This window comes from Vibrio sp. V38_P2S17PM301, from assembly GCF_009904845.1.
GTDB lineage: Bacteria > Pseudomonadota > Gammaproteobacteria > Enterobacterales > Vibrionaceae > Vibrio > Vibrio proteolyticus.
Map to the genome: position 1 here is coordinate 12,212 of NZ_WXWO01000075.1, position 24,264 is coordinate 36,475.

Annotated in this window: 25 protein-coding genes, 1 riboswitch and 1 other annotated feature; of the genes, 1 reads left to right on the top strand and 24 read right to left on the bottom strand. The window is 50.8% G+C overall.

Features of this window, described 5'->3' with window-relative positions:
- Positions 1 to 12: 12 nt before the first annotated feature.
- The 23 genes from pal to hisG all read right to left on the bottom strand — a co-directional run bounded on the left by pal (position 13) and on the right by hisG (position 20,401).
- Positions 13 to 552 (bottom strand): peptidoglycan-associated lipoprotein Pal, encoded by a 540-nt coding sequence (gene pal / locus CAG64_RS16075; protein ID WP_021703729.1) that lies wholly within the window; start codon positions 550 to 552, stop codon positions 13 to 15.
- A gap of 33 nt (positions 553 to 585) precedes the next feature.
- Positions 586 to 1,938 carry a Tol-Pal system beta propeller repeat protein TolB gene (gene tolB, locus CAG64_RS16080; protein WP_161457228.1) on the bottom strand — a complete coding sequence of 451 codons (1,353 nt, stop codon included), beginning with the start codon at positions 1,936 to 1,938 and terminating at the stop codon, positions 586 to 588.
- 16 nt (positions 1,939 to 1,954) lie between these two features.
- Complete coding sequence (gene tolA / locus CAG64_RS16085; RefSeq protein WP_161454229.1) at positions 1,955 to 2,977, bottom strand: cell envelope integrity protein TolA; 1,023 nt, start codon at positions 2,975 to 2,977, stop codon at positions 1,955 to 1,957.
- Between the two features lie 14 nt (positions 2,978 to 2,991).
- A complete protein-coding gene (gene tolR, locus CAG64_RS16090; protein WP_021703732.1) occupies positions 2,992 to 3,435 on the bottom strand; it encodes a protein TolR in 444 nt (147 codons plus the stop codon).
- 3 nt (positions 3,436 to 3,438) lie between these two features.
- A complete protein-coding gene (tolQ, locus tag CAG64_RS16095) occupies positions 3,439 to 4,122 on the bottom strand; it encodes a protein TolQ (protein ID WP_021703733.1) in 684 nt (227 codons plus the stop codon).
- On the bottom strand, positions 4,112 to 4,531 hold the full coding sequence (gene ybgC / locus CAG64_RS16100; protein WP_021703734.1) for a tol-pal system-associated acyl-CoA thioesterase: 420 nt from the start codon (positions 4,529 to 4,531) through the stop codon (positions 4,112 to 4,114). Before ybgC ends, tolQ begins: the two co-directional genes overlap by 11 nt.
- Before the next feature lie 174 nt (positions 4,532 to 4,705).
- Entirely contained in the window at positions 4,706 to 5,008 is a 303-nt protein-coding gene (ybgE, locus tag CAG64_RS16105; RefSeq protein WP_161457227.1) for a cyd operon protein YbgE, read from the bottom strand.
- Positions 5,001 to 5,108, bottom strand: coding sequence for a cytochrome bd-I oxidase subunit CydX (gene cydX / locus CAG64_RS16110; RefSeq protein WP_000270284.1), 108 nt, complete (start codon positions 5,106 to 5,108; stop codon positions 5,001 to 5,003). Before cydX ends, ybgE begins: the two co-directional genes overlap by 8 nt.
- 12 nt (positions 5,109 to 5,120) lie before the next feature.
- Positions 5,121 to 6,257, bottom strand: coding sequence for a cytochrome d ubiquinol oxidase subunit II (gene cydB / locus CAG64_RS16115; protein WP_021703736.1), 1,137 nt, complete (start codon positions 6,255 to 6,257; stop codon positions 5,121 to 5,123).
- A 17-nt stretch (positions 6,258 to 6,274) separates the two neighbouring features.
- The gene (gene cydA / locus CAG64_RS16120; protein WP_021703737.1) at positions 6,275 to 7,861 is read right to left on the bottom strand and encodes a cytochrome ubiquinol oxidase subunit I; all 1,587 of its coding nucleotides are present in this window, start codon (positions 7,859 to 7,861) and stop codon (positions 6,275 to 6,277) included.
- A 463-nt stretch (positions 7,862 to 8,324) separates the two neighbouring features.
- Positions 8,325 to 9,329 (bottom strand): Holliday junction branch migration DNA helicase RuvB, encoded by a 1,005-nt coding sequence (gene ruvB / locus CAG64_RS16125; RefSeq protein ID WP_161457226.1) that lies wholly within the window; start codon positions 9,327 to 9,329, stop codon positions 8,325 to 8,327.
- A gap of 23 nt (positions 9,330 to 9,352) precedes the next feature.
- On the bottom strand, positions 9,353 to 9,970 hold the full coding sequence (gene ruvA, locus CAG64_RS16130; RefSeq protein WP_161457225.1) for a Holliday junction branch migration protein RuvA: 618 nt from the start codon (positions 9,968 to 9,970) through the stop codon (positions 9,353 to 9,355).
- An 88-nt stretch (positions 9,971 to 10,058) separates the two neighbouring features.
- The gene (locus CAG64_RS16135) at positions 10,059 to 11,510 is read right to left on the bottom strand and encodes a methyl-accepting chemotaxis protein (protein ID WP_443084064.1); all 1,452 of its coding nucleotides are present in this window, start codon (positions 11,508 to 11,510) and stop codon (positions 10,059 to 10,061) included.
- Positions 11,511 to 11,618: 108 nt separating this feature from the next.
- Positions 11,619 to 12,140: a crossover junction endodeoxyribonuclease RuvC gene (ruvC, locus tag CAG64_RS16140; protein WP_161457223.1), complete on the bottom strand. Its 522-nt coding sequence runs from the start codon at positions 12,138 to 12,140 to the stop codon at positions 11,619 to 11,621.
- Positions 12,141 to 12,366: 226 nt separating this feature from the next.
- On the bottom strand, positions 12,367 to 13,110 hold the full coding sequence (locus CAG64_RS16145; RefSeq protein ID WP_161453921.1) for a YebC/PmpR family DNA-binding transcriptional regulator: 744 nt from the start codon (positions 13,108 to 13,110) through the stop codon (positions 12,367 to 12,369).
- Between the two features lie 120 nt (positions 13,111 to 13,230).
- Positions 13,231 to 13,866 carry a bifunctional phosphoribosyl-AMP cyclohydrolase/phosphoribosyl-ATP diphosphatase HisIE gene (gene hisIE, locus CAG64_RS16150; RefSeq protein ID WP_021704084.1) on the bottom strand — a complete coding sequence of 212 codons (636 nt, stop codon included), beginning with the start codon at positions 13,864 to 13,866 and terminating at the stop codon, positions 13,231 to 13,233.
- Entirely contained in the window at positions 13,863 to 14,636 is a 774-nt protein-coding gene (hisF, locus tag CAG64_RS16155; RefSeq protein ID WP_161453923.1) for an imidazole glycerol phosphate synthase subunit HisF, read from the bottom strand. The genes hisIE and hisF overlap by 4 nt, the downstream gene beginning before the upstream one ends.
- Positions 14,618 to 15,355, bottom strand: a complete 738-nt coding sequence (hisA, locus tag CAG64_RS16160; protein ID WP_161457222.1) for a 1-(5-phosphoribosyl)-5-[(5-phosphoribosylamino)methylideneamino]imidazole-4-carboxamide isomerase — start codon at positions 15,353 to 15,355, stop codon at positions 14,618 to 14,620. Before hisA ends, hisF begins: the two co-directional genes overlap by 19 nt.
- A 15-nt stretch (positions 15,356 to 15,370) precedes the next feature.
- Positions 15,371 to 15,985: an imidazole glycerol phosphate synthase subunit HisH gene (gene hisH / locus CAG64_RS16165; protein WP_021704087.1), complete on the bottom strand. Its 615-nt coding sequence runs from the start codon at positions 15,983 to 15,985 to the stop codon at positions 15,371 to 15,373.
- Entirely contained in the window at positions 15,985 to 17,058 is a 1,074-nt protein-coding gene (gene hisB / locus CAG64_RS16170) for a bifunctional histidinol-phosphatase/imidazoleglycerol-phosphate dehydratase HisB (protein WP_161457221.1), read from the bottom strand. Before hisB ends, hisH begins: the two co-directional genes overlap by 1 nt.
- A gap of 86 nt (positions 17,059 to 17,144) precedes the next feature.
- Positions 17,145 to 18,200: a histidinol-phosphate transaminase gene (gene hisC / locus CAG64_RS16175; RefSeq protein WP_161457220.1), complete on the bottom strand. Its 1,056-nt coding sequence runs from the start codon at positions 18,198 to 18,200 to the stop codon at positions 17,145 to 17,147.
- Positions 18,200 to 19,498: a histidinol dehydrogenase gene (gene hisD, locus CAG64_RS16180; protein ID WP_161457219.1), complete on the bottom strand. Its 1,299-nt coding sequence runs from the start codon at positions 19,496 to 19,498 to the stop codon at positions 18,200 to 18,202. The genes hisC and hisD overlap by 1 nt, the downstream gene beginning before the upstream one ends.
- A 6-nt stretch (positions 19,499 to 19,504) precedes the next feature.
- Positions 19,505 to 20,401: an ATP phosphoribosyltransferase gene (hisG, locus tag CAG64_RS16185; RefSeq protein WP_161453928.1), complete on the bottom strand. Its 897-nt coding sequence runs from the start codon at positions 20,399 to 20,401 to the stop codon at positions 19,505 to 19,507.
- 51 nt (positions 20,402 to 20,452) lie between these two features.
- Positions 20,453 to 20,589, bottom strand: a sequence feature (His leader region).
- A 369-nt stretch (positions 20,590 to 20,958) separates the two neighbouring features.
- On the opposite strand from hisG, the gene CAG64_RS16190 reads away from it, so the two are divergent.
- Positions 20,959 to 21,906 carry a sigma-54 interaction domain-containing protein gene (locus tag CAG64_RS16190; RefSeq protein WP_021704092.1) on the top strand — a complete coding sequence of 316 codons (948 nt, stop codon included), beginning with the start codon at positions 20,959 to 20,961 and terminating at the stop codon, positions 21,904 to 21,906.
- Positions 21,907 to 22,009: 103 nt separating this feature from the next.
- Here CAG64_RS16190 and CAG64_RS16195 read toward each other — a convergent pair whose 3' ends face one another.
- The gene (locus tag CAG64_RS16195) at positions 22,010 to 23,611 is read right to left on the bottom strand and encodes a Na+/H+ antiporter NhaC family protein (protein ID WP_040902267.1); all 1,602 of its coding nucleotides are present in this window, start codon (positions 23,609 to 23,611) and stop codon (positions 22,010 to 22,012) included.
- 110 nt (positions 23,612 to 23,721) lie between these two features.
- A riboswitch (Lysine riboswitch) is annotated at positions 23,722 to 23,901 on the bottom strand.
- Between the last annotated feature and the right edge of the window lie 363 nt (positions 23,902 to 24,264).

The window sequence follows — 24,264 nt, forward strand, 5'->3', positions numbered from 1 at the left end:
GCATTTCCTCGATTAGTAAACCAGAACAGCGCGGCGGTTCTTAGCGTACGCTTCTTCTGAGTGAGACAGAAGAAGTGGCTTTTCTTCACCGTAGCTGACGATAGACATTTGGCTTGGCATTACACCCAGAGCTTCCAGGTATTTCGCGACTGCCTGTGCACGACGCTCACCCAGTGCGATGTTGTACTCAGGAGTACCACGTTCGTCTGCGTGACCTTCGATAGTGACGTTCACTGAAGGGTTCTTCACCAGGTATGCCGCGTGTGCAGCCAGCATATCTTCGTAATCGCCAGCGATCGTTGAGTTATCGAATGCAAAGTAAATAGTTTGGTTCTCACGTAGCGCTTGCTCTTTCAGCTCTTGCTCAGTCAGTTGACCGTTGCCATCGATTGGCGATACCACTGTAGTATCAACACCGTTAGCAGAACCTGACGTAGACTGGTTAGTTTCAGAGCCTGAAGCGTTAGCCGCTTCATCACTTGAACTACATGCAGTCACTGCAAGTACTGGTAGCGCAATCAGCAGCCCTTTAAGAACTTTGTTAAGTTGCATTTTGTTTTTTCCTTACTTTTTTGTATTTACTTGCTATAAAAACGGTGACCACGCCGGCGCTCTTACACGCCCGTTAGTTGCCGGTAGTCTAGCCTTAAATCGCCCATCAATCGACACCATCGACAGAACGTTTGTGTCGTTATAGATAGAGCTGTAGATAACCATACCGCCGTTCGGAGCGATACTTGGCGACTCATCCAGTTTTGTTTGCGTCAAAACTTGCACTGCGCCGGTCTCTAAATCTTGTTTTGCCAGGTTAAAACCTGAGTTGCTGCGGTGAACCATCACCAGGAAGCGGCCATCCGGAGTGATTTGTCCGCCCTGATTCTGCATCCCCTGCCAGGTGACACGTTTGGTTGAATTGTCAGCCAGGTTGACCTGATAGATCTGTGGACGTCCACCACGGTCTGACGTGAAGATCAATGACTGACCATCCGGCGCCCAGTATGGTTCGGTGTTGTTAGCACGACCTGAAGTCACCTGAGTCAGTTTCTTGCTGTTCAAATCGAGAATGTACACTTGCAGGCTGCCGGTTTTAGACAATACCAATGCCAGCTTGCTACCATCTGGTGAGAATCTTGGCGCACCGTTATGACGCGGGTATGACGTCATCTTCTCACGTTCACCTGAGTAGATATCCATCACGTAGATTTCTGCACGGCCATTCTGGAAACTGACGTACGCGAGCTTTTTGCCATCCGGAGACCAGGCTGGTGACATCAGAGGCTGTTTCGAACGCAATACCAGTCGCTCGTTGTAACCATCGTAGTCAGCCACACGCAGTTGGTACGGATACGTGTCTTTGTCGTTCACGACCACGTAAGCAATACGAGTCAAAAATGCACCACGCTCACCTGTCAGCTGCTCGTAGACCAGATCTGAGATTCGGTGAGCGTATTCACGCAGGCGGTTGGCTGGCACGGTGGCACGCTTATTAAACAAAACGTGGTCCTGAGCAGCAACGAGCTGGCCGTCATCACTCAATGCCTGGCTCTGGCCTTTCGTCAATTGACCACGGACCACATCGACTAACTGATAGCTGATCACGTAGTTACCATTGGCATCTTGCGTGATCGACCCTGTGAGCAGTGAATCCACTCCCAGAGACGTCCAAGACGGGTAATTCACTTCGGTGTCACTGTATGGCGTCTCTGGCATTTTACTGGTCGCCACAGGGCTAAATTTACCACTGCGTTGCAGGTCAGAGGCGATGATCGCTGAGACATCCTGCGGCAGTTTACTCGCGCCTTCCCACTTAAAAGGTACGATCGCGATTGGTCGTGCTGAATCGACCCCTTCGGTAATCACCAACTCGAGCGCGGCATTCGCTGAGTTGGCAACGGTACACATCAGTAACGTTAACCCTAGTAATAATCGTTTGATCACGTTGGTCATCCTTTATTTAAAAATCAACGGTTAAGTTAATATTACGCAGTTGTTTGATCACATCTGGATCTTTGGACATCGGGAAGTTACCGACCTGACTGATCGCACTTTTTGCCGCGTTACACAGTCGTGAGTCACCACCCAGTACAGACACACTGCTGACCACTGCGTCACTGCCAGTCGGAACCAGCTTAATATTAACCCGGCACGACTTTCCCAACAGGTAGTCGTCCTTGATGATTCGACTTTGAATCAACTGAGTGTAAATCGACGAGAATCGCGCCACTTCACTCGCCATATGCTGACCTTTCGCGGCCTGATTCTGCGCGGATTCATCTTCCAGGCCTGCAAAAATATCGTTCAGAGCCGCTTCCTGTTCTTTACGTTCACGCTCAATACGTTCCAAGCGTTCTTTCTCTTTGCGCGCTTTTTCTGCGGCCTCTTTGGCGGCTTTTTCTTTCGCCAGACGTTCTTTTTCGGCCTTTTCCGCCGCTTCACGCTGTTTACGCGCTTTCTCTTCGGCTTCCTTCGCTGCTTTCTCACGCGCTAAACGTTCTTGCTCAGCTTTTTGAATCGCCGCTTCTTTTTCTTTGCGTTCCGCTTCAAGCTTAGCAGCCCGCTCACGTTCCTTGCGAACCCGTTCTTCTTCGGCTTTGCGCTCCTGCTCTTTCTGCGCGCGCTGTTTTTCTGCCTCCCGGGCTGCTTGTGCGTCTTTCGCCTGCTGCTCTTTCAGCTTACGAATGCGCTCTTCTTCGGCTTTGCGGTTTTTCTCCAGTTGCTCGCTTTCGCGTTTGAGTTTGTCCAGACGCTCCTGCTCTTTCTTCGCCGCAGCTTCACGCTGACTGCGAATTTGCTGAGCCTGTTTTTGCACGGCCGACGGGTCAATGACAACCGCCTGAACCATCTGGCCACTTTGCTGTGGCTTATTCATCGTAAAGTCCGTGCCAAACAGCAGAGCCGCCACCAGCAAGGCATGCAGACCGATCGATATTGCGACCGGTTTGCCATACTCATTTCTTTTGGATTTGTGGTTTTTCATCTGCTTTACGGAACTTATTCCTTGATATCCGTTAACAGGCCGACTTTCGGTATGCCTGCTCGGCTTAATTCATCCAACACCAAAACAACTTCAGCGTACGGAGTTTGCGCATCGCCCCCCACCGCTACCGGAGAGTCCGGTTTGAGTGACAGCTCCGCTTTAACACGGACGATCACGTCCTGCAGTGACAGGCCGCGCACCATGTCTTCATCGTTGACACTGACACCAAGCTGACCTTGTTTATCAATTTCAACGATGATGAAGCTCGCGTCGCTGTCCCCGGCCATTTCGCTGGCTGGTTTTGCGGTCGAGGTTTTAGGCAACTCGACATCGACACCCTGAGTAATAAAGGGCGACGTCACCATAAAGATGATCAGCAGCACCAGCATAACGTCGATATAGGGTACGACGTTAATCTCTGCGGTCATCTTGCGTTTTTTTCTTTGGTAGCCCGCCATCGCTTATTCCTTGTTGGCCATCGCCTGGCGGTGAAGAATGCTGTGGAACTCTTCTGAGAAAGTCGCGTAGTTGTGCTCTAGCTTACTCACTTTATTGCTCAGGCGGTTGTAAGCCATAACGGCCGGAATGGCAGCAAACAGGCCCATCGCGGTCGCAACCAGTGCTTCTGCGATACCCGGTGCCACCATGGCCAACGTTGCTTGCTTGACTTCACCCAGCGCGATAAAGGCGTGCATGATCCCCCAAACGGTACCAAATAGACCAATGTAAGGGCTGATCGAACCCACGGTCGCCAAAAATGGCAAGCTGGTTTCAAGATCATCCACCTCACGAGCCACCGCCACGCGCATCGCACGGCCAGTGCCTTCCATAATGAACTCCGGAGATGAGGCGTTGGATTTTCTCAGACGCGCAAACTCGGTAAAACCGGAGTAGAAGATTTCTTCTGATCCGGTCAGTTCGTCTTTGTTTTTCTTCACACTTTGATACAGCACGGACAGATCGTTGCCAGACCAGAACTTGTCTTCAAACGCTTCGGTGTCTTTTTCTGCACGAGAAAGCACTTTGCTGCGCTTGATGATCATTGCCCAGGAAGCGATCGACATCCCCAACAAAATGAGCATGACCAGTTTGACCAGCAAACTAGCCTGTAAAAAGAGGTCAAGGATTGAAATTTCAGCGGTCACTCTGTGTTAACTCCATAACAATTGATTGAGGCATAGCAATGGGCCTCATTTTCTTATTATCGATACATGCTACCTTAACCATTGCCCGGCACAATATATGCCCCTCAGGATTGACGATCTCCTGACAGAATGTGATCGAGGCCTTTTTGAGCTCAGAAATGGTGGTGTTGACGTTCAGATGATCGTCCAATCGCGCTCCCTGAAGGAAGTCGATATCCATGTGTCGGACAACAAAGCCAATGCTTTGTTCCAAAAGAAGTTGTTGTGAAACGCCTACCGAACGCAGCATCTCTGTGCGGGCACGCTCGAAGAATTTCAGATAGTTGGAGTGATACACCACCCCACCAGCGTCGGTATCTTCATAGTACACAACAACCGGCCAAATAAATTCACGGCTTGTAGCTTGCAAAACGGCACCAATTCAACAACAAAATTAGACGGTTACTATAACGCAACCCGTATCCAGTTGTGAAAGGCAATTCACCGTTTTCACAGCAATCGGACAAAAAATTAGCGCTATCCCGACGAAGTAGCGCTAATTCAGAGAAAATTCAGAACTGCAGGTAAATTGTTACAATCTGTCTCACACGAAATACTGGTAAGTCAGATAGAGCAAAATCGCCAGCGAAAAGTACGGGCTGAACAGAACCTGCCAGTACCAGCGCCTTGGTTTGAAACCTATTCCAAACACCATGCTGGCGCACAGTGCCCAGATCATCAGTGGCGCGATGATCACGTTAAAACCACCAATGGCATTGGCATAGGCGTGTGGGTCCCACATCACCAAGCCCACATGCATAAAGCCCAGGATAAGGGATAAAGCTCTCAACAGAGCCTTATCCACCGGAGCATGCAAGCGGGTTACCTGCTCAGCGAGGTTACTCACTGTCTTTGTCCATCATTTCCGAATGCTCTAACCAAAGAGCGTTGATGATACCGAATGCACAAGCAAGTAGTACACCGAGAATCCATGCGAAATACCACATAGTAAAGGCTCCTTAGTATAGTGAGTTTTTGTTTTCTTCAATGAACTTGCTGTCCAGACGACCAAACATTTTGTAGTAGGTCCAGGACGTGTAACCCAGAATGATCGGCACCATCACAAACGCAACAGCAGTCATCAGACCGAGAGTCAGTTCACTTGACGTCGAATCCCACATGGTCAGGCTGTTACTGGCCACCAGGCTAGACGGCATAACGAATGGGAACATTGCAAAACCAGCAGTCAGAATGACACCGGCGTTACCCAGGCTGGACGCCAGGAATGCAAAGCCACACTTTTCTACGCGTGATGCCAACACCGCCAGCAGCGGCATCACCACGCCCAGCGCCGGAGCAATCCACATTAGTGGGTATTCCTTGAAGTTGTTCATCCATGCGCCCGCCGACGTTTCTACCACTTTATTGAGTGGGTTCGACGCGGCATTGTGGTCGATAGCACTGGTGATCACGTAGCCGTCGATGCTCTGAATCCAGAAACCAGCCGCAACGAAGGCAACCACAGTCAGCAGCCCCATGATTTGCGCAACGCCACGAGCACGGGTATGCAGATCGCCAGTGGTTTTCATCTGCAGCCAGGTCGCGCCCTGCATAATGATCATAAACAGGCTGACCAAACCACACAGCAGTGCAAACGGGTTGAGCAGGGCGAAGAACGAGCCGTGGTATGTCGGCATCAGCAGTTCGTTCAACTTGAATGGTACGCCTTGCAACAAGTTACCGAACGCCACACCAAAGATAAGTGGCGGTACGAAACCACTGATAGAGATACAGATATCCCAGTTTTTGCGCCATTTTGGATCTTCGATCTTAGAGCGGTAGTCCAGACCGACCGGACGAAGCCACAGCGCCGCCAGCGTCAGGATCATCGCCAGGTAAAAACCAGAGAATGACGTTGCGTACACCAGTGGCCACGCAGCAAACAGCGCACCACCAGCGGTGATCAACCATACCTGGTTGCCGTCCCAGTGTGGGGCAATTGAGTTGATCATAATACGGCGTTCAGTGTCATCTTTACCGATGACAGGGACCAGCGCACCAACCCCCATATCAAAACCGTCGGTAATCGCGAAGCCAACCAGCAGGACACCAATCAGTACCCACCAGATCAGTCGCAGAGTTTCGTAATCAAACATAATAGTCTCTCCTTGCCTTACGCTTCTACCTGGCGATCCAGCTTATCTTGTGCAGATTGCGGATTCTGTTCGAAGTGGTAGCGACCCGTTTTCAGGCTGCTTGGGCCTTTACGTGCAAATTTCAGCATCAGGTACACTTCAGCAATCAGGAATGCGGTGTACAGCGCCAAAATGGCCACCAGCGATGTGATGATCTCTGTCGCAGTCAGTGCCGATGCCGCAAAGTGTGTCGGCAGAATCTCACCTACAGCCCAAGGCTGACGGCCGTACTCTGCAACAAACCAGCCGGCTTCAATCGCAATCCAAGGCAGTGGAATACTCAACAGCGCCGCTTTGAGCAACCAGCGTTTCTGTTCGATCTTCTGACGACAAGTCTGAATGAACGCCGCGCCGAAGACAAACAACATGACAAAGCCACACGCCACCATGATGCGGAAAGACCAGAACAGAGGCCATACCGTCGGGATGGAATCATCAGCAGCCGCCTGGATCTGTTGCTCAGTCGCGTCTGTCACGTTTTCGGTGTAGCGTTTTAGCAGCAGGCCGTAACCCAGATCGCCTTTCACTTCGTTGAAGGCAGTCATGTTGGCTTCCGACTTGTCACCGGCACGCAGTTTTTCAAGCAGCTCGTAAGCGTACATACCGTTACGGATACGCTCAACGTGCTCAGCACGCAGATCCTTCAGGCCAGTGACCTGCTCATCGAGTGAACGGGTAGCAATAATGCCCATTACGTAAGGGATCTTAATAGCGTAATCAGTGTGCATTGTTTCCTGATTTGGTAGACCAAACAGGGTGAACGACGCCGGCGCAGGTTCCGTGTTCCATTCTGCTTCAATCGCCGCCAGTTTCACTTTCTGAACTTCACCCAGTTCATAACCTGAGTCATCACCCAGAACCAGAGTCGACAGAATGGCCGCAATACCAAATGAAGCTGCCACAGCAAAAGAACGACGCGCGAATGCGATGTCACGACCTTTCAACAGGTAGTATGAGCTGATGCCTAGAATGAACATCGCGCCAGTCGTATAGCCAGCAGAAACAGTGTGTACGAATTTCACCTGAGCAACCGGGTTGAAGACAACCTCAGCAAAGCTCACCATTTCCATTCGCATGGTTTCAAAGTTGAACTCAGCACCTACCGGATTTTGCATCCAGCCGTTTGCAATCAGAATCCACAGTGCAGAGAAGTTTGAACCCAGAGCAACTAACCACGTTACAGCGAGGTGCTGTCGTTTTGTCAGGCGATCCCAGCCAAAGAAGAACAGACCCACAAAGGTCGATTCTAGGAAGAAGGCCACCAAGGCTTCAATAGCAAGAGGGGCACCAAAAATGTCACCAACATAGTGGGAATAGTAAGACCAGTTTGTACCAAACTGGAACTCCATGGTCAGGCCGGTAGCCACACCCAGAGCAAAGTTAATACCGAACAGCTTACCCCAGAACTTGGTCATGTCCTTGTAGATTTGCTTGTCGGTCATTACATAGAGTGACTCCATGATGGCCAGCAGAAATGCCATACCTAAAGTCAGTGGAACGAACAAGAAGTGATACATCGCAGTGAGCGCAAACTGCAACCGCGATAGATCAACGACGTCAATCATGGTAACTCCTTTGTGTCGGCTGAAATGACACTATCGACATAACGAGCAACGCAAGCCCCCATGTTGTTCAACATTGAAACTTGTTGATAAAAAACATCATATTGTTGCAATTATGTACCGTAATGGTTAGTTAATTGTTAAGCATCAGCTAATATAGCTAGGGCTAATATTACTGCTAAAAACAACTTGTTTCAAAAGGTTTATAGGCGAAAAACGCTTTGATTTAGGTCAAGTTTTCGCTCTCATTTTTGACTAAAAAACAGACAAATTGATTTCAATCAAGCCAATTTGAATTTTGATGTTGCATTTCAGTGATCCACAGCAAGTTATCGGAATTGTTGATAAACACCTCCATAACAACCCACCATAGATCATTACGCCCTAAGGGTTATACGAGTTTGCGGTTTAGTGAGCTTGGTCACACTAAATAAAAAGCCGAACTGTGAAGTTCGGCTTGGTAACCTTATTTTTCAATTCCGAAGTGGAGATAAGCCCTGTCGGTCGCGATTCGCCCTCTTGGCGTGCGCTGCAGGTAACCCTGCTGGATCAGATACGGTTCGAGTACGTCTTCTATCGTGTCACGCTCTTCACCTATGGCGGCAGCCATGTTGTCGATGCCCACCGGTCCGCCACCAAATTTCTCCATGATGGCCAACAGCAACTTGCGGTCCATGTAGTCAAACCCCTGATGGTCAACATCCAGCATGTTCAGCGCTTTGTCGGCGATATCGGGACAAATATGGCCATTGCCTTTCACTTCCGCGTAATCACGGACACGGCGCAGTAAGCGGTTAGCGATACGTGGCGTACCACGGGCACGACGCGCCACCTCCAGTGCCCCTTCCGGGTCAATCGACAGGCTCAAACACTCGGCACTGCGCTGCACAATATGCTGCAAGTCGGGGATTTTGTAATACTCAAGACGCTGCGTAATGCCAAAACGGTCTCGCAGCGGTGATGTCAGCGATCCCGCTCTGGTCGTCGCCCCAATCAGGGTGAACGGCGGCAGATCAATTTTGATTGAACGCGCGGCCGGACCTTCCCCGATCATGATGTCCAGTTGGTAATCTTCCATCGCCGGATACAGCACTTCTTCAACCACTGGACTAAGACGATGAATTTCATCGATGAACAGAACGTCATTTTCTTCGAGGTTGGTCAAAAGCGCAGCCAGATCACCGGCTTTTTCCAGTACTGGCCCCGAGGTGGTGCGGATATTCACCCCCATTTCGTTAGCAACAATATTGGCCAACGTGGTTTTACCCAGGCCCGGCGGGCCAAATATCAACAGGTGGTCAAGCGCTTCCTCACGCAGCTGCGCGGCTTTGATGAAAATTTCCATCTGGTCTCGGACGTGATCTTGCCCCTGGTAGTCTTCCAGCTTTTTCGGTCGAATCGCTCGGTCGATCACGTCTTCGTCTTTAAATGCCGGATTTTCCGGGGCAATCAGGCGATCAGCTTCAATCATAACGGGCTTCCTGACTTATCCACTTAAACCATCGACTTGAGTGCGTCACGGATCAGCGCTTCGCTGCTCATCCCTGGCTGGGCAATCTGAGCCACCACTTTGGACGCCTGAGTCGGTTTGTAACCCAGCGCCAGCAGTGCGCTGATGGCTTCTTCTTCCGCTTCTTGTTGCTCAGACATTGGCGCAGAATCGACTGGCGCCGCATCCGTTGCCGGGGTAAACAGATCGCCAGCCCCCCATCCTTTCAGACGGTCTTTCATTTCCACCACCAATCGCTCGGCAGTCTTCTTACCCACACCGGGTAATTTCACCAAGGTGGAAATATCTTCACGCTCGACACAAGCCACAAACTGGCTGGCGGTCATACCGGACAAAATGCCCAGCCCCAGTTTCGGACCAACACCGTTGGCTTTGATGACTTCACGAAACAGTGCGCGCTCTTTCACGGTGTTAAAACCATACAACAACTGAGCGTCTTCACGGACAACAAAATGAGTGTAGATGACGGCTTCTTCTCCGGTATTCGGCAGCTCGTAAAAGCAGCTCATCGGCATTTGTACTTCATAGCCGACGCCATTCACTTCTATCAGCAGTTCCGGGGGTTGTTTTTCGATCAATGTGCCTCGAAGACGTCCAATCACGTTGTGTTCTCTTGTTGGAAGGAAATTTGAGACAGGATAATAAAGAACTGGATACACATCCAGTTCTTTGTGCAGATTTGTCGTCGCTTCAGGCCTTTGATACCACTCGATCCAAATTGTGCGTCAGGCGGCGAACATCATCCACTTGTTGATGCAGTTTCTCCCCTTGTCTGGCCACAACCGTTGCCACGCTTTTGGTGTCGTTGACCCCACGAGCAACGTCACTGCTGGCCAAATCGAGTTCCTGGAGTGAACTCATCTGTTGCCCCATCACCGTCACCAATTGTTCGACCTCACCCGAAATGCCTGTTACCTGAGTAATGATCGCGTTCATCTGTCCAACACTGGCCTGCATCACTTTTTGTCCTTGTTCGACATCCTGCTCACTACTGTCGAGCAACTGACGGATCTCAATCGCTGACTGACTGCTTTTCGCCGACAACTCACGCACCTGATCCGCCACCACAGCAAACCCTCGCCCCTGCTCTCCTGCCCGCGCCGCTTCGATCGCCGCATTCAATGCCAGCAAGTTGGTCTGCTCCGCCACTGAAGTAATTAAGTCGGCCACTTTCATGATGTCCTGGTGGCTGGTCATGATCTTGTCCATTGCCGCGGTGGAGGCATCAAGCAGTTGGCTGCTTTTACCGGCCTGTTGGCCCACCTGCTCACTTTGCCGCTTCAGCGCCTGAACAAAACGCGATGACTCCCCCACTGTTTCAGAGAGCAGATGCACCTGCTGACTCATCTGTTCTGCCGCACTCGCCTGCGATTCACAGTTCTGATTGAGTTGAGTCACTTGTTGGTCTAATTCCGCCGCCTGAAACTCCAGTTGGCCCGACACATTTCGCAACTGTGCGGCATTGTCGGTGGCCTGATGAAGCACGTGCGCCATTTTCTTTTCTCCGGCGACCACATTCTCCATTGCCTGTTCACTGCTGGCTAAGGCACTTTCCGCTTGGTAAATCGCACGATCGCGCTGGCGGGCCGTAAACGCCTGAGCCACCGCAATGACAACCAGAGGTAACATCACACCAGACCAAGTTTCCACCGCCTGGGCCGATGGGCTCAAGAGCAGTTGAGGAAACTCATACCCTTGTTGCCGCGCCGCCGTCATGGCTGCGGCGATCACAGTCACACCAAGGCTCCAGACAATCGCCACCGTACGCGTGCCGGAAAGGAAAAATGCCACGATGAGCAGCGGCACCCAATAGGTCTGAGTCGAATCCACGATGCCGCCACTTTGATAAATGATATTGAGGGCATGTAGTGTCATGCCAACAAACCCGATGTTCAGCGCCAAGCCCGCCCGTCGCGTGACACGCAGTAACATCGCGGAGGCGAGTTCGAGCAGGATGAGTAGAATGGACGTGATGATCAGCGCTTCGTGTTGGTGGCGTGACCATTTCAACAGGCTGTATACGCCCACAAGAAAAGCAATAAAGGTAAACAGGCTGATGATGTCAGCCTGACGTGCTGTCTGGTTATCCCATTGAGGGTCTGCTGGCTGGCAGAAAGCACGCCACCAGGATAGCGGGTTGATTGTCATAGTGATACAAAGCTCTGATTAGACCTCCTACCACTTTAGTTATTTAACAAAATGATAACAAAAAAGGCGTCGATAACTGCTTGTCAGCTCTCACTTTCCCGGTTAGCGATACCGGCCACGGCGAGCGCTGGTTGCTTTGCCCGCCATCGCCACCAGCGTTTTATTGGTGTTAGCATGACAAATCGCCACGCCCAGTGCATCCGCCGCATCCGCCTGAGGTTTTGCAGTCAGTTTCAACATATGCTGAACCATGTGCTGAACCTGCTTTTTATCTGCACCACCCGTCCCCACAACCGCCTGCTTAATCAGTCTCGCTGCGTATTCGAAAACTGGCAGGTCTGCATTCACCGCCGCCACAATCGCGCTGCCTCTGGCTTGCCCCAGCTTTAACGCCGAATCGGCATTTTTTGCCATAAAAACCTGTTCGATGGCAAAGACATCCGGCTGAAACTGCGTAATGATCTCGGTTACCCCTGCGTAGATCTGACGCAGACGCCCCGGCAGCTCTTTCTCCGACATGCGGATACAACCGCTACCGAGATACTGAAGATGGCGACCGTTCTGACGGATCACGCCATATCCGGTAATTCGGGAGCCCGGGTCGATACCCAAGATGATGGACATACTCACTTCCTCTGCCCACTCTCGGGCGCACTGCGTATTATTGGCAGCCTGTTCAGCGCGAACAGGTCATACCGATAAGCATACCAAATTGTGCGTGCAAACAGATCATTTGCAGGTTCAAACGCTTACTTCACCAGCAGCATGATTAATTTCCTCTCAACTGACGCAGACTGAAACTAAAACAGGTACGCAATGCGTACCTGTTAGTGCTGCATATTCTGATGGCTCAGAGCGCGGCGGCTACCTCATCGGAAATATCGCCGTTGTGATAGACTTCCTGCACGTCATCCAAGTCTTCCAGTGCATCAATCAAACGCAGTAGCTTAGGCGCGGTGTCAGCATCCAGGTCCGCTTTGGTTGACGGAACCAGTGACACTTCCGCGTTCGCCGCCAGAAAGCCCGCCGCATCCAGCGCATCTTTGACCACACCAAACTCTGCGGGTGTGGTGTACACATCAATCGCACCGTCATCAGCAGTTTCGATGTCTTCCGCACCGCTTTCCAACGCCACTTCCATCACCGCGTCTTCATCCAATCCCGGCTCGTAAGAAATCACGCCTTTCTTATCAAACAGGTAATTTACACTGCCATCGGTACCCAGGTTTCCGCCTGCTTTGGAAAACGCGTGACGTACGCCAGAAACCGTTCGGTTGCGATTGTCCGTCATACATTCCACCATGACCGCCGTCCCCCCCGGGCCGTAGCCTTCGTAGATCACGGTTTCCATGTTGTCGTCCCCTTCCCCGCCGGCACCGCGAGACACAGCTCGGTTAATGGTATCCCGGGTCATATTATTGGACAGTGCTTTATCGATCGCCGCACGCAGACGCGGGTTATTTTCCACGTCACCACCACCTTCTTTCGCTGCCACCACAATTTCACGAATCAGTTTGGTGAAGATCTTCCCGCGTTTAGCGTCTTGAGCCGCTTTTCGGTGGCGAATGTTCGCCCATTTACTATGACCAGCCATTGGATTCCTCATTTCTCTTGGGTCAGCATACCCAGATCGTATGCTGAACAAAGTACAACAAAAAAGGCCGTAAGAGCCAAATTCTTACGGCCTGAGAAAACTATATCATAAAGCGCAGCGCTACTTGTGACGCTCTTTGAGTTTGTTGATCACATCATTGAGCGACAGCCCCTGATCCTGCAGCAGCACCAGCAAGTGATAGATCAGATCCGCGGATTCACACACTAGCTCCGCCTTATCACCCGACGTCGCCGCAAGCGCGACTTCAACGCCCTCTTCGCCCACTTTTTGCGAAATACGCTTGGTACCACGGGCGTAAAGACTGGCGGTATAAGAAGAATCCGGGTCGGCACTCTTGCGGGCAGCCAGTAACTGCTCAAGTTGATGAAGCCACACCATTTGTGACTCCTCTTGTACATCGCCATCCCAGCATGTTGTTGTACCGGTGTGACAAGTGGGACCAATGGGATTCACTTTGACCAACAAGGTATCGTTGTCACAATCTAGCGCAATGTTTTGCAGACGAAGAACGTTGCCGGACGTTTCGCCTTTGGTCCACAATCGCCCCTTGGTCCGTGAGAAAAACGTTACTTGACCGGTATCACCAGTTTTGTTTAACGCCTCTTGGTTCATGTAGCCCATCATCAGCACTTGGCTGGACTGAAAGTCTTGTACTATTGCTGGAATCAAACCGTCGATTTTTTCCCAGTCAATACGCTCAGACAGTGCGCTTATTTCTGCGGCTTCAAAACTCATAGTCGCACCTCGATTCCTTGTTGTTTCAAGTACTGTTTCAGCTCACCAATATTGATGACCTGTTTATGGAAGACCGAAGCGGCCAGTGCCCCGTCCACATTGGCTTTTTGGTAAGCCTCAGCAAAGTGCTCCATGGCGCCAGCCCCCCCCGATGCGATCAAAGGTACATGACACACCTCACGCACCATATTTAGCTGCGCGATGTCATAGCCATTGCGCACGCCATCCTGGTTCATCATGTTCAGCACAATTTCGCCTGCGCCGCGGTGTTGCACTTCCTGCACCCAATCGCGCGTTTCCCATTGTGTAGCCTTAGTGCGCGCTTCGTCACCGGTGAACTGGTAGACCTGATATTTGCCCGTGTCTTTGTCGTAATAGGAATCAATGCCCACCACAATACACTGCACGCCAAACTTATCCGCCAGTTCAGTAATTAGCTGCGGGTTTGCCAGTGCTGGCGAGTTGATGGAGACTTTGTCGGCACCAAACTCCAGAATACGCGCCGCATCCTGAGCGGATTTGATGCCGCCCGCGACGCAAAACGGAATATCAATCACCTCAGCAACCCGGGAAACCCAGCTCTTATCGACCACGCGACCATCACTCGATGCGGTAATGTCGTAAAACACCAGTTCGTCTGCGCCTTCTTCAGCATAGCGCTGGGCCAACGGGACGATGTCACCGATGATTTCGTGATTGCGGAACTGAACGCCTTTCACCACCTGACCATCGCGAACGTCCAGACACGGAATTATGCGTTTTGCCAACATGCAAATGCCTCCTCTGCGGTGAATTTGCCATCCAACAGCGCCCGGCCAACAATGACACCTGCCACACCACTGCCTTTAAGCGCTTCAATATCCGCCAGCGAACCGATGCCGCCCGACGACTGGAATTGCACCTGAGGATATTGTTGACACAGATCCACGTACAGTTCGACATTGGATCCTGCCAGCGTACCGTCGCGGGAAATGTCAGTACACAACACGTGTTTCAGCCCGACAGTCAGATAATCGTCCAGCAGGGCTTCGATCGTCACGCCGCTGTCTTCCTGCCAGCCCGAGATCGCGACCTTTCGCGTGCCGTCCTGGTCGATATTGATGTCCAACGCCAGCACAATTTTCTCTGCGCCGTATTTTTCCATCCATCCTTTCACTAGAGCGGGTTGTTTCACCGCCGTTGAGCCGACGACCACACGCTGTGCGCCAGCTTCCAGAAGATCAATTACATCCTGTTCGGTGCGGACACCACCACCAATCTGAATATTGGCTGGAGTACTGGCCAGCAGCTTGGCGATCAGATCAAGCTGACGCGCTGAGATATCTTTAGCCCCAGTCAGATCCACCAGGTGCAGCCAATTGGCGCCAGCCTGATGATACAGCGCGAACTGCTGCGCCGGATCCACTTTATACTCGGTCACCTGGCCGTAATCGCCCTGATAAAGGCGAACCACCTGACCTTCAATTAAATCGAGTGCTGGAATAATCACGTACGCATTCCCTTTTTATAATTCCAAGAAGTTTTGAATCAGTTGTGAACCGGCTTTCGACGAGCGCTCCGGGTGGAATTGCACCCCATAGTAATTGCCACTTTGTACGGCCGCAGAAAACGGATTGCCGTAATCACATTGAGCGATGGTGTAGTCGCCCACCGGCATCGCAAAACTGTGTACAAAATAGAAATACTCACCAGATTCGATGCCAGTGAATAGCGGATGCCCTGGCTGCGCTGTCACGGTATTCCACCCCATGTGAGGCAGTGGTAAGTCGCCGGTTTGCATGCGTTTAACCTCACCGTCACACAAACCGAGACATTCAACCAGTTCGTCGGCTTTCTGGCCTTTCTCCTGAGACACCTTGCCCAGTAACTGCATGCCCAAACAAATGCCCAGTAGCGGTTTTTCTACCTGTTTCACCAGGGTGATCAGGTCACGCTCTTCGAGGTTTTTCATTGCTTCGCTGGCGGTACCGACACCGGGTAAAAACAGTTTGTCGGCATTCAGCACGACATCCGGGTCTTTCGACACCGTCACCTCATAACCGAGACGCTCAATTGCAAACCGAACCGATGAAACATTAGCGCAACCAGTATCAATGATGACGATCTTTGCAGCGGTCATTACAGCACTCCTTTACTGCTCGGCAGTTCGTTGCCTTCCACTTTAACCGCCTGGCGTAACGTACGTCCAAAGGCTTTAAACAGGCTTTCAATGATATGGTGATCGTTTTCACCCGCAGAGGATAAATGCAGTGTGCACGCCAGCGTGTCGGTTAACGAACGAAAGAAGTGGTACACCATTTCAGTCGATAGGTCCCCAACTTGTTCGCGGCTGAATTTGGCGTCAAATTTCAGGTAAGGCCGACCAGACAGATCCAACGCACACTGCGCCAGACACTCATCCATCGGCAGACTGAAACCAAAACGGCCGATGCCTCGTTTGTCACCCAGGGCCTCCTTCAGCGCCTGGCCCAAGGCCAACGCCGTGTCTTCGACCGTGTGGTGATCATCAATGTGTAAATCCCCCACCACCTGGCATTTCATCTGAAACCCACCGTGCGTGGCAATTTGGTCCAGCATGTGGTCAAAAAAGCCCAACCCGGTGGAAATCTGGTTGCCGCCCTGCTCATCAAGATTAACCGCGACCTTAATGTCGGTTTCCTTGGTGGTACGTACCACCTCGGCCATACGGGCCTTAACCGTTAATTCTTTTAGGATCTGTGACCAGTTCATGGTTTGAGGGTGGTATTGAATGCCACGAATAGCCATATTTTCAGCCAGTTGCAGGTCAGTGTGACGATCGCCAATCACAACGGACTGCTGAAAGTCGACTTTGCCCCCCTGCAAGTAGTCTTTGACCATGCCCAGCTTAGGTTTGCGGCATGAACAGTTGTCTTCTTCAAAGTGCGGACAAATCAGCACATCGTCAAATTTCACTCCCTGAGAGGTAAAAATATCCATCATCATATTGTGCGGCGCATCGAAATCAGCCTGCGGGTAACTGTCGGTCCCAAGACCGTCTTGGTTGGTAACCATTACCAGACGGTAGCCAGCATCCTGTAACGCCAGCAGACTCGGGATCACGTTCGGTTCCAACTTCAGCTTATCGAGGCGGTCAACCTGAAAGTCCACTGGCGGCTCTTCTATCAATGTCCCGTCACGGTCGATAAATAAAATCTTCTGTTGTGTGCTCACTCAAACTTCCTTTTTATTCCTGGGCTCCTGCCAACCAGGAGCAATTCAATTCTGTACCGTGTTTTATTTGATTATCTTGGCTACGGTTACATTGCGGATAGGGATAGGTAGTAATTTCGGATAAATGCGACGGTTTTTTCACACTCTTCACGATTCCCAACACTGATGCGCACGCAGTTCTCTATCGGCGAATTACGTAAGATAATGCCGCTGTCCCATGCGGCTTTGAACAAAGCGTCACCATCCGGGAATTTCACCAGCAGATAGTTTCCCCAACCTTCAAATACTTCGACCCCGGCGACCATGGACAATCCGACTTGCAAATACGCTCGGTTGGCATTCAAATCCAGCACCTGAAACTTAGTGCGAGCCAATCCCGACTCAGAGAGCGCCTGTAACGCAATGTCCGCCACCGGCACAGGCACTGGGTAAGGCGCGATCACCTTCAGCAACACATTGATTAACGATTCATTGGCCAGTGTAAACCCACAACGCAGCCCCGCCAGCGCAAACGCTTTGGACAAAGTGCGCAAAATCGCCAGATTCGGATATTGTTGCAACAAATCCACTGTTGACGCTTCAGGGCAGAAATCAATGTAGGCTTCATCCATCACGACAATCGCTTTGCCTTGCGTCATCTCAAGCAAGCGAAGAATGTCATCCCGTTTGACCAGATTACCGGTTGGGTTGTTCGGGCTGCAAACGAACACCAACTTAACATTATCTAAATTGGCTTCGATGTTCTGCAGGTCAAGTTGCCACTCTGGTGTCAACGGCACGGTTATTCGTTCCACCCCCATGGTTTCCGCACTGATGGCGTACATCCCATAGGTTGGCGGACAAAACAGAATTGCATCCTCCCCCGGCTCACAAAAAGCACGGATCAGCAACTCAATCCCCTCGTCCGCGCCGCGTGATGTTAGCACTTGCTCCGGGCGAACCCCCGCGTACGCGGCGTACGCTTCGATCAATGCTTTCGGCTGGCATTCGCTGTAACGGTTTAAGCGAGCGAAATCTGTTTTATATTCATTGTCGAACGGTGATTCGTTAGCGTTAAGCCACACATCCCCGCTACCACCAATACGTCGAGCCGACAGATAAGGCGTCAGTTGTTGCACTTGTTTTCGGGCCAGCCTTTCCATTACGCCTGCTCCTTCTGTAATTTTTCTACTCGGATGGTGACTGCACGTTTGTGCGCGTCTAACCCTTCAGCTTCTGCCATCGCCACTACGGTCGGCGCTAAATTCTGCAACCCTTGCGCTGAGAGTTCCTGAACGGTCATGCGTTTGGAAAAATCGGCCAGTCCTAAGCTGGAATATGTCCGGGTGTAACCGTAGGTCGGCAGCACGTGATTCGTTCCCGACGCGTAATCTCCCGCCGACTCTGGTGACCAGTCACCCAGGAAAATCGAGCCTGCGTTGTCCAGCAACGGCAGCAACTCACGCGGATTTTTGGTTTGTACAATCAAATGCTCTGGTCCGTAGTAGTTCGAAATCGACACCGCTTGTGTCAGCGATTCCGCAATTATGATCAGGCTGGATGCCAATGCCTTCTGCGCGATCGAGGCGCGAGATAGCGCTTGTAGCTGACGTTTAACCGCGTCCGTTACCTGGTCAGCCAGTACCGGCGATGGTGTCACCAACACCACCTGAGAATCCGGGCCGTGCTCTGCTTGACTCAGCAAATCTGCGGCAATGAAATCAGGATCGGCCGTTTCATCCGCGAGCACCAAAACTTCTGATGGCCCCGCGGGCATATCAATGGCCGCGCCACGAAAATCATTGCTGACCTGGCGCTTCGCTTCCGTGACATAAGCGTTGCCCGGGCCGAAAATTTTATCGACTTTGCTGACCGTTTCAGTGCCGTAGGCCATGGCCGCTATCGCCTGACCCCCCCCAACGTTGTACACTTCATCGATACCACACAAACGGGCAACGTACAGAATTTCATCGGCGATCGGCGGTGGAGAACACAGCACCACTTTACGGCAACCGGCAATTTTGGCCGGAACGCCCAGCATCAACACCGTCGATGGCAGTGGCGCACTGCCTCCCGGAATGTATAAGCCCACTTTCTGAATCGGGCGCGTAACCTGTTCGCACACCACGCCGGGTTGGGTTTCTACTTTGATCGGTTGTGGCTTTTGCGCTTTGTGGAACTTAGCGATATTGGCATACGCCTGATCCAGGGCCTGCTTCATGGTGTCGGATAGACGCTCTGCAGCGGCGGCAATCTCCTCAGTCGGAACCCGGATCGACGCCGGAGTGACGTTGTCGAATTTTGCTGTCAGCTCCAACAAAGCTGCGTCGCCGCCTTTACGGACTTGTGCAATCACGTCCGCCACGGCGGCCGTGATGTTGGCCCCCTCTGCGATCGCAGGGCGTTCCAGAATTGAGTCTTGTTGCGACTCACTTAACGATGGCCAGACTACCGTTCTCATGATTCATTACTCCATCATTTTTTCAATTGGCAGAACCAGAATAGAGCTGGCTCCCAGTTCTTTGAGCTGTTCCATGGTTTCCCAGAACAGGTTTTCAGAACTCACCAAATGAACGGCAACTTTTTGTTTTTCCGCAGACAGCGGCAGTACGGTTGGATCCTCGGCACCCGGCAACAAGGATTTGATCTGCTCCAGTTTATCGACCGGGGCATGCAGCATGATGTATTTAGACTCTTTGGCCTGAATCACGCCTTGCATACGCGTCAACAGCTTTTCAATCAGTGCCTTTTTATCCGCATCAAATTCGCCCATACGCTGGATCAAAGTCGCTTTCGACTCGAAGATCACTTCCGCTTCTTTAAGGCCATTTGCTTCGAGCGTAGCTCCGGTCGACACCAAGTCGGCAATCGCATCCGCCAGACCAGCACGTGGTGCAACCTCGACGGACCCCGTTAGCATACACGCTGAGTAAGGCACCCCCTGCTTGTCCATGTAGGCTTTAAGTAATTGAGGGTAAGTTGTCGCAATGCGCTTTCCGGCCAGGTCCTGCGGGCCGGTGTACTGCTCGTCTTTATCAATGGCGACGGACAGGCGACACCCACCAAAATCCAGACGACGCAAGGTCACAAATTCACACGGCTCACCCAAGGCTTTGCGATCCAGGCGAACTTCTTCCAGTTCGTTTTCACCGATGAAGCCCAAATCGACCACCCCATCCATGATCAGGCCTGGAATGTCATCATCACGAACCAGCAGCAAATCGATCGGCATATTCAAAGAGTGAACAACCAGACGCTCTCCCATGATGTTGAACTTGACGCCACATTTTTTCAACAGAGCCTGACTCTCTTTGCTCAGGCGGCCCTTTTTCTGGATGGCAATTCTTAGGCGTTGTGTCTGCATTACGTATTCCCTGTGTAAGATATTGATAATTAAAATTAAAAAACCAGTTAAACGAAAAAACCCTCGGAAGATTCTGGTCTCCCGAGGGTTTTAAATCTGAATTCTTTGATTTTAAACACCGGGAGTTTCCTGCCTCCCGGGTATGCGCGCATCTCCCGAAAGACTAAGCAGGATGATGGTGATGATGAATGTTCATTACAAAATTGCGCATACTTATTTACGTTCTGTTGTGTTCGTTTTGATGATTACAACACTAACTAAGGTCATTTTATTTTTCAACAAGTAATTTATGTTTTTTTTTGCCCTTGTCCAAAGACAAGCGTAACCTATTGAAAATTATTGATTATACAATTCAATAATCAACACGTTAGACACGCTAATCCTATTATTTGGTGTGAACTTTCTTGCCATGTACGACAAAACTGACCTAAGCTATTCGTTGTATAAAGCAAGTTTAGATTTACCAACTCTTCTCATTATTGATACGACTTTCGTACCTCAAATACGAACGGTCTGACTACTATTACTGTGTGAGTTCTAACCAATAGTGTCGAACCGTGAGTAGATGTCATTCTGATAAAGTTCATTACCTATCCGAAGCTGACCTGTATCCTTTAATTGGTGATAGTCCAAGCGTTAAAGGGTTACATTGTGCGATTCAAAAATACGCGAAATGTGACGCTGAAGTGCTTATCCAGGGGGAAACAGGTGTAGGCAAAGGTTTGTGTGCCCGACTCATCCATCAAGCGTCGCCAAGAAGATTGGCCCCCTTTGTGGAGGTCAACTGCGGCGCCATCCCCAGTGGACTGATCGCTTCAGAACTGTTCGGGCACGAGAAAGGCGCCTTTACTGGTGCGGTTTCAGACCACACTGGTTTCATTCAACAAGCCAATCACGGCACGCTGTTTCTGGACGAAATTGGCGACATGCCAGCTGATTTACAGATCCACCTGCTCCACTTTCTGGAAAGTAAGCAGATCCACAAAGTCGGAGCCGAACGGGTAATTTCTGTCGACTGCCGGGTAATCGCCGCCAGCCACGTGGACTTGAAGCAAGAAGTAGTTCAAGGTAATTTTCGTGAAGATTTATACTATCGATTGAATATTCTTCCGCTCGAAATTCCGCCATTGAGAAAACGCGGCGCTGACGTTTTAGTCTTGGCCCGTTTCTTCCTGAATAAAATTGCGCCCTCACGTCAGGTTTCCCTTACCGAAGATGCCAGGGAACAGTTAATTAAACACGCCTGGCCGGGAAATGTACGCGAACTGAGAAATGTCATTCAGCGTGCCTTGATCATGAGCGACGATGACAACCTGGAAGCCGCTGACTTCGGTCTGGAAGTCATTGATCGTCAGATGTTGCCTGCCAGCGATCAAATTGATCTCGATTATCTGTTGCAAGCCATTTCCGACAACAAGCACAACATGAGTGCCGCCGCTCGCCAGCTAGGTATCTCTCGAACCACCTTGTATCGCCTGATCAAAAAGCACAATTTGCAGCTGTAATACGCACCACACACCTTTGTTGAAAATCTGGTTATTGCCACAGCTTTGGCTACAAACAAAAAACTCCGCCTGAGGCGGAGTTTTCATTTTGACCGTGTCACCGTTACGCCGCTTCACAGCGTGATATCTTCGACTTGGCTAGCATCGACATCACGACACAAACCAGCACAAAAGACACACTTGATGCCGCCAGAGACAGCGCAACTGACGCCGTCATCCCAAGTACCACAAAGCCGATCGACGAAACCAGAGCCACCGCCAGAGCATAAGGCAGCTGCGTTGACACGTGATCAATGTGGTTACAACGCGCACCAGTCGACGATAAGATAGTGGTGTCGGAAATCGGAGAACAGTGATCGCCAAAGACCGACCCCGCCAGCACTGCACTCAGCATCGGCAGCATTAACGCTAAATCGGTCGCGCCAGCCATGTCCCCTGCAATGGGCAGCATAATCCCAAACGTGCCCCATGATGTACCGGTAGAGAATGCCATCAGGCCAGACAACAAGAACAGAATGACCGGCAGCCAATGCGGGTTGATGTTCCCCTGCACCAGCGACGATAAATAAGCGCCGGTTTTCATGTCGCCGATCACAGAGCCAATTGTCCAGGCGAAAATAAGGATGAGGATCGCACCAAACATCGATTTGGCGCCGATCCACAACGTTTTAGCGATATCTGACACCGGCAGCTTCTGCTTGACGACGGTGTACAGCGCCATCACCAAACCAACCAAACCACCGTAAATCAGTGATTTGCCTACATCGGTATTTTCGAAAGCCCCCAGGATGTTGAACGTTTGACCGTCGGCAGCCAGCGCTTGGCCTCCGGTGTAGATCATTGCCGAAATCGTCGCCACAATCAGCAACACAATCGGCAGGATCAGATCAGAAACTTTGCCATGTTCACTTTCAGTGATGTCCAGCTCTTCATTCAGCTCATGGGCTTCCTGAGCATCGTTTTCTTTATCTGAGTCGAAACCGCGTCCCTGAGACGCCTGAATTTCATGTCGGCGCATCTGACCAACATCAAGCTGGAACCACACCACGGCGAAGACCATCAGCAGTGCAAAAATCGCGTAGAAATTCATCGGAACCAGACGCAGATATGCCCCCAGAGCGGAATACTCAGTGATGCCATGTGATACAAGAATACCACCGATGATGGTCATAATGTACGCGCCCCAGCTTGACGCTGGCATCACCACGCACATTGGTGCCGCAGTGGAATCCAGAATGTACGCCAACTTGGCCCGAGAAACGTAAAAACGGTCAGTAACAGGGCGGGAGATCGACCCCACAGCCAGGCTGTTAAAATAGTCATCGACAAAAATAAACACACCCAGGAAAGCCGCCAGCAGCTTTGAGCCGCGCTTGCTTTTCACCCGGACCTGAGCCCATTCAGCAAATGCGCGTGTGCCACCTGACAGCGTCAGCAATGCGGTCATCATGCCTAACAGGATAAGGAAACCAACGATACTCATGTTCCAGGTATTAATGCCGCCGTCTTCTATAAAGACACTGGACACTGTAGTACCCACGTACCCCATCGCGCCGCCAACCGAGTAATCAGCGAGCAAAATAGCGCCGAGTAAAATACCGACGCCCAGAGAAACCAGTACACGTCGCGTAATGATCGCGAGACTCAATGCCACTATCGGAGGCAAAAGAGATAAAGGAGATGATGCGAAATCAATTAAATTCATGATCTTCAAAAACCAGATAATATTGGTTAGAGATCTACTGCAGACAAACCAGCCGAATCAGACCAGCTCATGTTGAACTTAGCGACAGGGAAGTGAACACTCCACCCAACCCCTACAGTAGCGCTCCATAGTTAAAATTATAGACTATGGCAGTGTTGACCCTCTTCGAGTTCAACCCCAGCAACAGGTTTTGATCGACGCTGTCACTTCGGCGAACAGACCTTTCATCATCGTTCATCGGCATCACCCCAACGACAACTACTCATTCAATTCGCGCCTCTACCGCACATGCCGGATATCGAACTGCATGATATCTATATCTGCAGTATTTCTAACCAGCCTGTGCATTAGGTGGACGCTATTGTACTTATCATTAATGGCATTGCAACCTAAGATGACCACGAGATCATTAAGGAATTAACAAAAACATTCATCACAAATAAATGCAATTAAGGGCATAGCATTTAAATTATTACGCAATAATTATCACATTTGAGACAACAAAACTAAATTTTAAGTCTTATCTATGTAAGCACATTCTGATATCTATTCACCGCATAGTATCGGACAATTAGAACGATAGCTTAAATAAAAGTACTTCGTTAGTAGTAGACTGCTAAAGAACGGTCTATATTTGTGCAAGGTGTATAAAG

Coding starts and splice junctions, on each gene's coding strand:
- ruvC (WP_161457223.1), bottom strand. CDS start 12,140: ATGTCCATCATCTTGGGTATCGACCCGGGCTCCCGAATTACCGGATAT.
- pal (WP_021703729.1), bottom strand. CDS start 552: ATGCAACTTAACAAAGTTCTTAAAGGGCTGCTGATTGCGCTACCAGTA.
- hisF (WP_161453923.1), bottom strand. CDS start 14,636: ATGTTGGCAAAACGCATAATTCCGTGTCTGGACGTTCGCGATGGTCAG.
- CAG64_RS16145 (WP_161453921.1), bottom strand. CDS start 13,110: ATGGCTGGTCATAGTAAATGGGCGAACATTCGCCACCGAAAAGCGGCT.
- hisC (WP_161457220.1), bottom strand. CDS start 18,200: ATGGAAAGGCTGGCCCGAAAACAAGTGCAACAACTGACGCCTTATCTG.
- tolA (WP_161454229.1), bottom strand. CDS start 2,977: ATGAAAAACCACAAATCCAAAAGAAATGAGTATGGCAAACCGGTCGCA.
- tolR (WP_021703732.1), bottom strand. CDS start 3,435: ATGGCGGGCTACCAAAGAAAAAAACGCAAGATGACCGCAGAGATTAAC.
- hisG (WP_161453928.1), bottom strand. CDS start 20,401: ATGCAGACACAACGCCTAAGAATTGCCATCCAGAAAAAGGGCCGCCTG.
- cydA (WP_021703737.1), bottom strand. CDS start 7,861: ATGATTGACGTCGTTGATCTATCGCGGTTGCAGTTTGCGCTCACTGCG.
- ruvB (WP_161457226.1), bottom strand. CDS start 9,329: ATGATTGAAGCTGATCGCCTGATTGCCCCGGAAAATCCGGCATTTAAA.
- hisD (WP_161457219.1), bottom strand. CDS start 19,498: ATGAGAACGGTAGTCTGGCCATCGTTAAGTGAGTCGCAACAAGACTCA.
- cydX (WP_000270284.1), bottom strand. CDS start 5,108: ATGTGGTATTTCGCATGGATTCTCGGTGTACTACTTGCTTGTGCATTC.
- cydB (WP_021703736.1), bottom strand. CDS start 6,257: ATGTTTGATTACGAAACTCTGCGACTGATCTGGTGGGTACTGATTGGT.
- hisIE (WP_021704084.1), bottom strand. CDS start 13,866: ATGAGTTTTGAAGCCGCAGAAATAAGCGCACTGTCTGAGCGTATTGAC.
- hisH (WP_021704087.1), bottom strand. CDS start 15,985: ATGACCGCTGCAAAGATCGTCATCATTGATACTGGTTGCGCTAATGTT.
- CAG64_RS16195 (WP_040902267.1), bottom strand. CDS start 23,611: ATGAATTTAATTGATTTCGCATCATCTCCTTTATCTCTTTTGCCTCCG.